Annotated in this window: 9 protein-coding genes; 8 read left to right on the top strand and 1 reads right to left on the bottom strand. The window is 46.9% G+C overall.

The features are described from left to right. Positions 1-53: 53 nt before the first annotated feature. The gene (locus ON006_RS02345; RefSeq protein ID WP_244823506.1) at positions 54-1094 is read right to left on the bottom strand and encodes a LacI family DNA-binding transcriptional regulator; all 1041 of its coding nucleotides are present in this window, start codon (positions 1092-1094) and stop codon (positions 54-56) included. Positions 1095-1220: 126 nt separating this feature from the next. Here ON006_RS02345 and iolB point away from each other — a divergent pair, with 126 nt between their 5' ends. The 8 genes from iolB to iolE all read left to right on the top strand — a co-directional run bounded on the left by iolB (position 1221) and on the right by iolE (position 11844). Then, complete coding sequence (iolB, locus tag ON006_RS02340; protein ID WP_244823505.1) at positions 1221-2084, top strand: 5-deoxy-glucuronate isomerase; 864 nt, start codon at positions 1221-1223, stop codon at positions 2082-2084. Positions 2085-2190: 106 nt separating this feature from the next. Continuing rightward, complete coding sequence (gene iolC, locus ON006_RS02335; RefSeq protein WP_244823504.1) at positions 2191-3198, top strand: 5-dehydro-2-deoxygluconokinase; 1008 nt, start codon at positions 2191-2193, stop codon at positions 3196-3198. Positions 3199-3325: 127 nt separating this feature from the next. Then, complete coding sequence (locus ON006_RS02330; protein WP_244823503.1) at positions 3326-4792, top strand: CoA-acylating methylmalonate-semialdehyde dehydrogenase; 1467 nt, start codon at positions 3326-3328, stop codon at positions 4790-4792. A gap of 100 nt (positions 4793-4892) precedes the next feature. After that, on the top strand, positions 4893-5921 hold the full coding sequence (gene iolG / locus ON006_RS02325; RefSeq protein ID WP_244823502.1) for an inositol 2-dehydrogenase: 1029 nt from the start codon (positions 4893-4895) through the stop codon (positions 5919-5921). 261 nt (positions 5922-6182) lie between these two features. Beyond that, positions 6183-7796 (top strand): sodium/sugar symporter, encoded by a 1614-nt coding sequence (locus ON006_RS02320; RefSeq protein ID WP_244823501.1) that lies wholly within the window; start codon positions 6183-6185, stop codon positions 7794-7796. Between the two features lie 166 nt (positions 7797-7962). Then, the gene (locus ON006_RS02315) at positions 7963-8913 is read left to right on the top strand and encodes a class II fructose-bisphosphate aldolase (protein WP_244823500.1); all 951 of its coding nucleotides are present in this window, start codon (positions 7963-7965) and stop codon (positions 8911-8913) included. 28 nt (positions 8914-8941) lie between these two features. After that, the gene (gene iolD / locus ON006_RS02310) at positions 8942-10807 is read left to right on the top strand and encodes a 3D-(3,5/4)-trihydroxycyclohexane-1,2-dione acylhydrolase (decyclizing) (RefSeq protein WP_244823499.1); all 1866 of its coding nucleotides are present in this window, start codon (positions 8942-8944) and stop codon (positions 10805-10807) included. 134 nt (positions 10808-10941) lie between these two features. Next, a complete protein-coding gene (gene iolE, locus ON006_RS02305) occupies positions 10942-11844 on the top strand; it encodes a myo-inosose-2 dehydratase (RefSeq protein ID WP_244823498.1) in 903 nt (300 codons plus the stop codon). The last annotated feature ends 13 nt before the right edge of the window (positions 11845-11857 follow it).

Here is an 11857-nt window from a genome sequence, read left to right as displayed (position 1 = left end):
TCAAATTTTTTACCTGAAAGACAAATCATACCCCTCCTACTAACCCGGGGGTTTTAACCCTGAGGCGTCCGCAGAGACGACTCCCTAATAATCAACTCCGAAGGCAGCACAATGCTTTCGTGCAGGAAGTCGCCGGAAGCATTCACCTGATTTAGAAAAAGCCGCGAAGCCTCCATTCCTATTTTCCGGCCGGGCCGGCTCACTGTGGTTAATGAAGGAAAAGTGTATGCTGAGATAGGCGAATTATCGAACCCTACCAAGCCCACATCCTGAGGAATTCTGAGCCCTTTGTCCTTCACTACCCGCATTGCTCCGATCGCCACCTGATCGTTGACTCCGAAGATAGCATCGGGTGGAGAGGTCATTTCCAGTAATCGCTTCGTCGGAACAATGGCGCTTTCTACTTTGAAATTGGTGTTAATGATCAATTCTTCCTGAACTGACATGTTGTATTTTTTGAGACAATCGATATAGCCTTTCAGCCGCTGCTCGGAAACGGTAAGACCATTCGGGCCTTTTAAATGTGCAATTTGCTTGTATCCGATCGTGATCAGATGCTCTACCGCTGCGAATGCCCCATGGTAGTCATCCACGGTCGCCCGGCTTGTCTCAAAGTCCTCATACTCACGGTCTATAAAAATCAGCGGTGTTTTTCGCTGGATTACGCTTTCCAAATGTTCGTAATATCCCGAGTCGTAGGTTTCCTGGGATACCGATAAAAATATACCTTCCGTCCTATTTGACAGCAACTTGGACAGGTACTCCTTCTCTAACAAATAATTCTCATTGGTCACGCAGATATTGAGCGTGTAACCCATCGGCTGCAACACCGTATGAAGGCCTTCAATCACCGCAGTTTCGTAGTAATTGCTGATTGTGGGCACAACCACACCCAACGATGCAGTTTTCTTGTTTAACAGACTGAGCGATACCTCATTTCGCTGGTAACCCACCTCTTTTGCGTATTCCTGGATGTTTTTCCGGGTATCTTCATTGATGGCGGGATGGTCGTTGAGCGCCCGCGACACGGTGGAAGGAGAGCAGCGAAAACGGCGGGCAATGTCTTTAATAGTAACAGGTCGGGAGGAATTCATTTGTTGAATTATAGCAATTAAATCTTTGAAATTTTTTCAAACGTTTGCATTCAATATAAACATATTTACATTTTGTGTTTAATTTATACAACGCTATCATTGTGCAAATGTAATTGAATTACCACAATGAGCGAGCTGCTGATCAAACCCAAACCTGACAATAAAACGTACCATTCACTCACCAGCGAGCAAGCCGGATGGACGTATTTGAACTTCGAAGCTAAAGTACTGGAAGTTGATGAACAAATTTTGGGCAACACAGCGGAATATGAGTACTGCATTGTTTTACTGAGCGGGAATTTCAAAGTAGAAGCCGCAGGACAGACCTGGGAAACCAAAAATGGCCGCAAAAACGTGTTCAGCGGCATTGGTCACGCGATGTACCTGTCCAGAAACACAGCCTTCACGCTTACCGCTCAATCTCCCGGAACAGATATCGCCATTTGCTGGGTAGCTTCTGATGAAGATCATCTACCGCGAATGAAACGGCCGGAAGAGGCTGCCATAGAGTATCGCGGAGGTGACAATGCAAACCGTCAGATCAACAGCTTACTCGAACCAGGTTTTGACTGCCATAAAATTGTTTGCGTGGAAGTCTATACACCCTCGGGCAATTGGAGTTCCTTCCCCGCTCATAAACACGACGAACGCAAAGTAGATGCCGATGGTAATCTCATCGAAGCTAATCTGGAAGAGATTTATTTTTATAAAATCGACAAGCCGCAAGGCTATGCTATTCAGCAGGTTTACACCGAAGACAGATCACTCGACGAAATCGTAAGAGTAAAAAACAATGAAGCTGTACTGGTTCCGAAAGGATACCATCCGGTGGTGGCAGGACATGGCTACAATGTTTACTATCTCAATTTCCTGGCAGGAAGCGATCAATCCCTGGCCAACACTTCCGACCCCGACCACGACTGGATATACGGCTCCTGGAAAGGTTCAGATCCAAGATTACCGATCGTAACGGCGGAGATGAACGGCTAGGAAGCAATCGGCTGTCAGCCATCGGCTGTCAAAAGATTTGTCTACTGAAATTTTATAAAAAGGCCGAAAGCCGACCGCTGATTGCCGAAGTAAAAAAATTCCCGCAATGAAAAAATACGACTTATTAACCCTGGGCCGCTCTTCGATTGACTTGTATTCAGCCAACGTTGGCAGCCCTTTTGAAAAAATAGAAGCTTTCAACGCATTCGTTGGCGGGTGTCCGCTGAACATTGCTACGGGAAGCCGACGGTTAGGATTGGAAACCGCCATATTAACCGGTATAGGAAATGATCAGGTCGGGAATTTTATCAAACATTTCCTTGATCAGGAAGGGATTATCACGGACTGGGTACCCACCATTGAGGGAACGCGCAGCTCGGCGGTTGTACTTGGCATAGAGCCGCCAGACCGCTTTCCGCTGGTGTACTACCGTGAAAATTGTGCTGATATCAATCTCAATATTGATCATGTGGCGGCTATACCATTCGAAGATTTCAGAGCGGCGGCATTTTCAGGCACTGCATTCAGCAAAGATCCTAGCCGTACTGCAATGTTCTATGCTTTGGAGCTAGCGAAAAAGAATGATGTAATCCGCTTGCTTGACATTGATTTCCGTGCCGATCAATGGTTTGATCCACGAGCTTTCGGTGTCACGATCCGGGCGGCACTGGGAAGTTTCAATATTGTGGTCGGTACCGAAGAGGAGATCCTCGCGACATTCCTTACTGACAAAGAACAGTTGCTGATCAAACACCAACAAATATCAGCTCCTGAGATCAGAGGCAACATTGAGAATGCAATTCAGGAAATTCTTGCGTCAGGAGTAGAAACATTGGTGGTCAAAAGAGGAAAGGACGGGGCCTCTATTTTCCAACCGGGTAAAGAAGAAGTGAAAGTACCCGGCTTCCCGGTCGAAGTACTGAATGTATTGGGTGCTGGCGATGCATTTTGTGCCGGCTTTTCCTTCGGGCTGCTCAGCGGCTGGGATCTTTACAAGAGCGTACGCATGGGCAATGCCTGCGGGGCCATTATCGTCACGCGGGAAGGTTGCGCGAATTTTATGCCGACCAATGAAGAAGTTACCGAATTCGTCACAAGTTATGGCGGACTCTAGACGGGGTCGCCTAGACTTGGCAAGTCTTGAAGACTTACCAAGTCTTTCTTAAACAAGTATAAACGCAGACTTAGCAAGACTAGGCGTCCCCGTCTTAAAGACTTACTAAGTCTCAATATCAAATAAAATGGAAAAATTACAGAATTACATCAATGGTCAGTGGGTTGACAGCCATGCCGATCATTTCGTAAATGTGCTGAACCCTGCAACCCAGGAAGTATTGGCATTGGTACCCTACGGAAACGAAAAAGACGTGGAAGATGCCGCAGACGCAGCTTCGCAGGGTTTTCTCGAATGGAGAAGCACGCCCGTCTCCAAACGTGTTCAATATTTATTCAAGCTAAAAACCTTATTGGAAGATAACCTGGACGATATCGCGAAAACAATCGTGCTCGAATCAGGAAAGACGTTTCTGGAAGCCAAGGCCGAAATGATACGTGCCATCGAAAATGTAGAAAATGCCTGCGGAACACCCACGCTGATCCAGGGAGAGTTTTCGGAAGACATTGCCAAAGGTATCGATGAGTATATGATCCGTCAGCCGCTGGGTGTTTGTGCGTGCATTGCGCCGTTCAACTTCCCCGGTATGATCACGTTCTGGTTTTTGCCTTATGCATTGGCTTGCGGTAACAGCTACATTATCAAACCTTCGGAAAAAGTACCGCTTACCATGACCAAAATCGTGGGACTGATGCATCAGCTTGACCTTCCGAAAGGCGTGTTGAACCTGGTACAGGGTGCCCGTGAGGTGGTAGACGGTATCCTCGAACATCCTGCCATTAAAGGCATCAGCTTCGTGGGCTCTTCCAATGTTGCCCGCTATGTGTATTCCAAAGGTTCGGCCTACGGTAAACGCGTGCAGGCCCAGGGCGGTGCTAAAAACCCCGTAATCGTGCTGCCGGATGCAGATATTGACATGACCTCCCAGATCGTCATCGACAGCGTATATGGCTGTGCGGGTCAGCGTTGCCTCGCCGCTTCTACGATCATTACCGTGGGTGAGCACAAGGATATTACCGAAAGTCTGGTGGAGTCTGCGAAGACCAGAAAAACAGGTTTTGGCCTTGACAGCGACGTATTAATGGGCCCTGTGATTACGGCCGAAAGTAAAAACCGCGTTCAAAGCCTGATCAATCAGGGTGAGAAAGAAGGAGGACGTGTACTGGTTGACGGACGCAATCCAAATGTAGGCGGTTACGAGCGAGGTAATTTCATTGGCCCGACGATCATTGAAGACATTCCGCTGGACGGCGAGCTCGCTACCACCGAAATTTTCGGCCCGGTACTAAGCCTGGTACATATTAATACCATCGACGAGGCGATCCAGTTTATCAACTCCGGCAGATATGGTAACATGGCTTGCATTTTTACAAGCAGCGGACTCAATGCACGAAAATTCCGTCATGAAGCAGAGGCAGGAAATATTGGTATCAACATTGGTGTAGCTGCTCCCGTGGCCCAGTTCCCATTCTCGGGCTGGAAAGACAGCTTCTATGGCGACCTGCATGGTCAGGGTAAGCATGCTATTGAATTCTTTACCCAAACCAAAGTGGTGATCGAGCGCTGGTTGAAAGAGTGGAACAGGAAGTTTTAATGGCAGTCGGCAGTCGGCTATCGGCAGTCAAAAAAGACCGAACCCGACTGCCGATAGCCGACTGCCGAAGTAAATATTAACCATTATCACAATAAGAGAAATGACTAAAAAATTAAAAACCGGTGTGATTGGACTGGGCCGCATTGGGCAGATCCACCTTAGCAACCTGGTACTCCACATGCCGGATGCCGAGGTCGTTATCGCTTCCGATTTGTCCGAAGCGTCCCATGCTTTTGCCCATAACCTAGGCGTTCCCAATGTAACAACCGACGCCTATGACGTGATCAACCACCCGGATGTGGAGGCTGTAATTATCTGCTCGCCTACGCCATTCCATGTTCCGTACACAGTGGCAGCGGCTGAGCAGAAAAAGCATATTTTCTGTGAAAAACCTCTTGACGTAACTTTGGAAGCCATTCAGGCTGCTGAAAAAGCGGTGAGTGACAATCAGGTTAAATTAATGCTTGGCTTCAATCGTCGTTTTGATGCCAATTTCAGCAACGTTCGCACTTTGGTAGAAGCCGACAAAATCGGTGACCCGCATATCCTGCGCATTACCAGCCGTGACCCAGCGCCTCCTCCGGTAGAATATCTGAAAGTTTCCGGCGGCATTTTCCTTGACATGTCCATTCACGACTTTGACATGGCACGTTACATCGTCGGCAGCGAAGTGAAAGAGGTATTCGTGAAAGGCGATGCCCTCATTCATCCGGAGATCAAGGATTTCGGAGATATAGATACTGCGGTTATCGTCCTGACATTCGAAAACGGGGCAATCGGCGTGATCGATAATAGCCGTAAGGCAGTTTACGGCTACGACCAGCGTCTCGAAATTTTCGGTTCAAAAGGAATGGCGAAAGCAGAAAATAATACTTCTGATACATTGGTGCATTTTGACAGCAATGGTGGCCACATTTCCCTGCCGCTGCATTTCTTTTTGGAAAGATATGAAACCGCCTACCGCGTTTGTCTCAAATCATTTATCGATTGCGTGCTAAACGACACACCGTCTCCGGTCAACGCACATGACGGGTTAATGGCCACTGCGATCGGCATTGCAGCTATGAAGTCTCTGACAGAAGGCAGAAGCGTTAAAATGGAGGAAGTTTTGCAGTATGCTGTGGTTTAAGAAGTTCATGGATTGCAAGGGTTTTGTCATCAATGGTCAGAAAATGGTCATTTATAGTCATTGTTAGTCAAGACGTAGTAGTTGTTAAAAATGTTACGAAAGTTTATATGTTTGGGACTAATTCGGTTTCTGATTCAATTAAAGACTTAATATACCTGACCATGAATGACCATGCATGACTAAAAATGACAACGCATGACAACACTTAAAATTACCGTTACCAAAAAACTTTCATTACTCATTAACTAACCCTTCATTCGAATGTCCAATACCGGTTTGCAATCGCTGGATTATATTGTATTCTTTATTTATTTAATAGGCGTCTCTGCTTATGGTTATTGGATTTACAAGAAAAAAAGCGCCAAGGAAGTAAGCTCCACCGACTATTTTCTGGCCGAAGGTTCGTTGACATTCTGGGCGATTGGCGCTTCTATTATTGCTTCCAATATCTCGGCCGAGCACTTTATCGGTATGTCGGGATCGGGGTTTGCGATCGGGCTGGCCATTTCTTCCTATGAATGGATGGCCGCCGCCTCGTTGATCGTCGTTGCATTGTTTATCCTGCCGGTTTATCTCAAAAATAAGATCTATACCATGCCGCAGTTTCTCAGGCAACGGTATAGTCCCACGGTAGCAACGATTATGGCCGTTTTCTGGCTTCTGTTGTATGTTTTTGTTAACCTGACCTCGATTTTGTACCTCGGCGCACTGGCATTGGAAGTGACGGCGGGTATCAACTTTAACTACGCCATTATCGGACTTGGCGTTTTCGCAGTGGTCATTACGATAGGGGGAATGAAAGTGATCGGGTATACGGACGTTGTGCAGGTGATTGTGCTCGTTGCCGGGGGTTTAGTGACTACCTACCTCGCATTGGACCTGGTATCAACGCATTTCAACAAGCCGGGGATCTTCAATGCATTGGGCTTGCTGCGCGATCAGGCAGACAGTCATTTTCATATGATCTTGCCAAAAGAGAGTCCTTTTTACAAAGACCTTCCGGGGTTGTCCGTGATCATTGGTGCGATGTGGATCAATAACCTCGCCTACTTTGGCTGCAACCAGTACATTATCCAGCGAAGCCTAGGCGCCGATTTGCCGACTGCCCGCAAAGGGATTTTGTTCGCTGCATTGCTCAAATTGCTGATTCCAATTATTGTGGTTATCCCGGGTATTGCAGCTTTTGTATTATACCAAAACGGAATGTTCCAACAGGAAATGCTGGATGCAGCAGGAGTTGTTAAACCTGACCATGCCTACCCGGTATTGCTCAATCTTTTGCCAGCTGGTTTAAAAGGAATGGCCTTCGCCGCACTTACAGCAGCTATTGTAGCGTCACTCGCGGGAAAAGCAAACAGTATTTCGACGATTTTCACCCTGGATATTTACAAACAATACATTGCCCCCCATGCCAGTGAAAAACAGCTCGTACGTGTGGGCAGGTACACTATATATGTAGCGATGGGCATAGGCGTGATCCTTGCGCCGCAGCTGCGTGTGCTCGATCAGGCGTATCAGTTCATTCAGGAGTACAGCAGCTTTATCACGCCGGGTGTATTTGCGATTTTCATATTAGGTATGTTCTGGAAAAGGACTACTTCTGCGGCGGCACTTACAGCGGCATTGCTTACCATTCCATTGTCAACGGCAGGTAAGTTTATGGCTCCCGAAGTTCCGTTCCTGGACCGAATGGGTATCATTTTCGTGATCCTTTGCGCAGTTATTGTAGTAATGACTTTGGCCGATCCAAAAAGCAAGCAAAATCCCAAAGGTCTTGAAATCGATGGCTCTATGTTCCAGCCGGGAAGAGCTTTTGTAGTAGGGTCTATCATGATTTGCGGAGTCATTGCAGCACTTTATACGGTATTTTGGTAGACTTCGGCCGTCAGCGATCGGCTGTCGGCTTTCCTTAACTGCTATTAAAATAAATGGCTGAGTGCCGATAGCCGAAGTAAATAAAAAAACTGACGGCTGATTGCCGAAAGCCGAAGTAACTTAAAAATGGCCGAAGGCTGATTGCCGAAAGCCGAAAGCCTCAAAAATGCTTCTCACAACCAAACAACTCTTTCAGAAATGCTACGGCCGGTATGCTATTCCGGCGGTGAATGTGTTTTTTATGGAAGAAATACATGGGCTATTTGCTGCTGCTCAGGAGGCCAATGCGCCTTTTATCGTGCAGACAACCCCTTTTGCAAGAGACTACGCGCATCCCGATATGCTGCTTTCGATGATTGCAGCGGCAGCCCGGATTTACCCCAATGTGACCTTTGCGATCCATATGGACCACGGTTACGAATCCCACATTTTCGAGGCCATTGAAACAGGCGGCTACACGTCGGTGATGATCGATGCGTCCCATGATGACTTTGAAAAAAATGTAGCAAGAACCCGCGAAGTAGTAGCCAGGGCGCACGCGAAAAACATGAGCGTGGAAGCCGAATTGGGGGTTTTGGCTGGTGTGGAAGACGATCTGACTGTTGATGCTGCCCATTCATTTTATACCAATCCGCAGCAGGTTGAAGATTTTGTAAAAGCAACTGACTGCGACAGTCTGGCCATTGCCGTCGGGACTAGCCACGGTGCGTACAAATTTTCAGGAGGCCAGGGATTACAATTTCACATTCTGGAAGAGATTCAGAAGCGTTTGCCCGGTTTTCCATTGGTACTACATGGCGGCTCCAATGTGATTCCCGAAGTAGTGGAAAGGATCAATGCAGCTGGTGGAAATTTAAAAACCGATGCAAAGGGCGTTCAGGAAGAAGAAATTCGCAAGGCCATTCCGCTGGGAGTTTGTAAAATCAACATTGCGACTGATACCAGGTTACTTTGGACAATGGTGAACCGCGAGTTTTTCAGGGACAAGCCCGACGAATTCGCCCCTACCACGCCTGGGAAGATCTTTATGGAAGAATACAAGAAATTTATGTTGAAAAAATTCGATCTCTTCGGATGTACCAATAAAGCAGGCGATTTCAGCCTGGTCGATGCCTGATCGTTTCATGCAAAATCAGATGAACACAATGACAAGACGACTCACAGTAGCACAGGCTACCATAACATTTTTAAAAAATCAGTTTATTGAACGGGATGGCATCGAGCAGCCTTATTTTGGAGGCTGTTTCGGTATATTCGGGCATGGTAATGTCGCAGGCTTGGGCCAGGCATTGCAGGAAAATCCGGATTTCCGTTACTATCAATGTCGTAATGAGCAGTCGATGGTACATACTGCGGTGGCTTATGCCAAAGTCAAAAACAGGCTGGGCGCATTCGCCTGCACGACTTCCATTGGCCCCGGTGCTACCAATATGATCACTGGAGCTGCGCTGGCTACCATCAATAGACTGCCCGTTTTGCTTTTGCCAGGCGATATTTTCGCGACGCGTGAGCCAAATCCGGTTTTGCAGCAGCTGGAAAGTGCGTCCACTCAGGACATTTCAGTGAATGATTGTTTCAAGCCCGTATCTAAGTACTGGGACCGCATTAACCGGCCGGAACAACTGATTTACGCTCTTCCCGAAGTAATGCGGGTGCTGACCTCACAGGCAGAAATGGGTACGGTAACATTATCCATGCCGCAGGATGTTCAGACGCATGCGTACGATTTTCCGGAGTCATTATTTCAGAAAAAAGTATGGCATATCGGACGTCCGAGACCTGATGTTACTACGCTTGAAAAGGCTGCCGAATGGATCAGGGCTGCTAAAAATCCGGTCATAGTATCAGGTGGCGGTGCTATATACAGTGATGCCTGCGAGGTACTACACAATTTTGCAACAAAGACCGGTATTCCTGTCGGTGAAACATTTGCAGGCAAAGGTTCGGTACGCTACGATGCTCCGTATTGTGTGGGTGGATTAGGCGCTACCGGTACGAAATATGCCATTGAAATAGCCAACGAAGCTGATGTGGTGATCGGGATCGGGACGCGGTACAGTGATTTCACAACTGCTTCGAAATCCATTTTCAAAAACCCGGATGTAAAATTTGTCAACATCAATATCAGCGAATTTGATGCATTCAAGCATGCTGCATTACCTGTAATCGGAGATGCAAAAGTGATTTTGGAAGAACTATCGGCTATTTTGGGTGACTTCGAGGTAGACCAAAGCTACCGCGAACGCATTGCGACCATGAACAAAGCATGGGATGATGAAGTGACGCAGATCTATGCGGAAGGAAATAGTACTGTCCCTCCTATCGATCAGGCGGTGGTAATCGGAACACTGAATTCATTTATGGACGACAGGGATGTGATGATCAATGCTTCGGGAAGTGCGCCGGGTGACCTGCACAAATTATGGCGTGCGACTGATCCCAAAAACTTCCATTTGGAATACGGTTTCTCTTGCATGGGCTATGAAATCGCGGCAGGATTGGGGGCCAAAATGGCTGATCCTACCCGTGAAATATATGTGATATGTGGTGACGGGGGTTACCTGATGAACAATCATGAAATCGTAACGTCCATTCAAGAGGGCGTAAAATTCACGATCCTGCTGTTGAACAATAATGGCTATGCCAGCATTGGTGGACTTTCGGAAAGCATTGGTAGCGAACGCTTTGGAACGATGTACAAGTACCGAGAAGAAAATTCCGGACAGTTATCCGGCGGCTTTTTACCGGTTGATCTGGCCAAAAATGCAGAAAGTCTGGGTGCTATCGTCATTAAAGCGACAGATCGCGCATCGCTGGAAGCTGCACTGGCGCAATCGAAAACCAGTGAACGGACAACAGTCATTTACATTGAAACAAGTCTTTACCGCACAGTGAAAGGTTACCACGCATGGTGGGAAGTACCGGTTGCGGAAGTTTCCACGTCGCCAACCGTGCAAAAGGCTTTTGAAACCTATAAAGAGAATAAGAAAACACAACGGATATTTTTGTAAAAGGAAATTGTCAGAAGTTGTCATCTTTTGTCGATTGTTGTTCAGTCAACAGATTAAAGAAAACCTCAATTTATGACTATCAATGACAATATCTGACCACACCGAATTCTTTACGTTCAATCGATACATTAAATATGAACTTCGAAAACATTCAATTGGGCGTTGCTCCAATCAATTGGACCAATGACGATATGCCTGAACTTGGAGGTGAAAATACCTTCGAGCAATGCATCAGTGAAATGGCGTTGGCCGGCTTTACCGGTTGCGAAGTAGGAAACAAATTCCCGCGGGAAATCAATGTGCTAAAAAAAGCTCTGGAATTGCGCGGCTTGCAGATCTGTAATCAATGGAACAGCTACGAACTGACTACCAAAAGCTTTGCAGAAAACCGGAAAAACTTCACCGAACTGCTGGATTTTCTAGAAATAATGGGTGCGAAAGTGATTGGCGGCGGCGAAACAGGCAATAGCTGTCAGGGGCAAATGGAAGTGCCCGTTTTTGAAGGCAAAGGAATGCTGAACAGTAAGGCAGAATGGGACAGCTTTACATTCGGGTTAAATGAACTAGGAAAAATCGCGCGCGATCGGGGTATGAAGCTCGCGTTTCACCATCATATGGGCACTTGTGTGCAGACTATCGCTGAAACTGACAGACTCCTCAATGAAACCGATCCCGAAAATGTGTACCTGAATTACGATTGCGGACATTTCCACTTCGCAGGCGAAGACCCGTCAGTTGCCCTTCAAAAATACATTGGCCGTACTGCTCACATTCATTTAAAGGATGTACGTCCCAATATTTTGCAAAGCGTTCACGACGAAAGGCTTAGCTTTTTAACAGCTGTAAAAAAAGGCGTTTTCACAGTTCCCGGAGATCCTGAGGGCTGCATTGACTTTCCTTCACTTTTTTCAATTATCAAAGACAGCGATTACCAGGGCTGGATCGTGCTCGAAGCAGAGCAAGACCCTGCCAAAGCCAATCCGCTAGAATACGCTATCATTGCAAGAAACTTTTTCCGCGGGCTTACCGGGATTTAAAATATCATTTTTA

It is taken from the genome of Dyadobacter pollutisoli (genome assembly GCF_026625565.1).
Classification (GTDB): Bacteria; Bacteroidota; Bacteroidia; order Cytophagales; family Spirosomataceae; genus Dyadobacter; species Dyadobacter pollutisoli.
The sequence above is the reverse complement of the archived record's forward strand: the minus strand, read 5'-3'. Positions and strand labels throughout refer to the sequence as shown.

Bases quoted from the DNA above. Each gene is read 5' to 3' on its own strand.
- ON006_RS02345 (WP_244823506.1), bottom strand. From the start codon at position 1,094: ATGAATTCCTCCCGACCTGTTACTATTAAAGACATTGCCCGCCGTTTT.
- iolB (WP_244823505.1), top strand. From the start codon at position 1,221: ATGAGCGAGCTGCTGATCAAACCCAAACCTGACAATAAAACGTACCAT.
- iolC (WP_244823504.1), top strand. From the start codon at position 2,191: ATGAAAAAATACGACTTATTAACCCTGGGCCGCTCTTCGATTGACTTG.
- ON006_RS02330 (WP_244823503.1), top strand. From the start codon at position 3,326: ATGGAAAAATTACAGAATTACATCAATGGTCAGTGGGTTGACAGCCAT.
- iolG (WP_244823502.1), top strand. From the start codon at position 4,893: ATGACTAAAAAATTAAAAACCGGTGTGATTGGACTGGGCCGCATTGGG.
- ON006_RS02320 (WP_244823501.1), top strand. From the start codon at position 6,183: ATGTCCAATACCGGTTTGCAATCGCTGGATTATATTGTATTCTTTATT.
- ON006_RS02315 (WP_244823500.1), top strand. From the start codon at position 7,963: ATGCTTCTCACAACCAAACAACTCTTTCAGAAATGCTACGGCCGGTAT.
- iolD (WP_244823499.1), top strand. From the start codon at position 8,942: ATGACAAGACGACTCACAGTAGCACAGGCTACCATAACATTTTTAAAA.
- iolE (WP_244823498.1), top strand. From the start codon at position 10,942: ATGAACTTCGAAAACATTCAATTGGGCGTTGCTCCAATCAATTGGACC.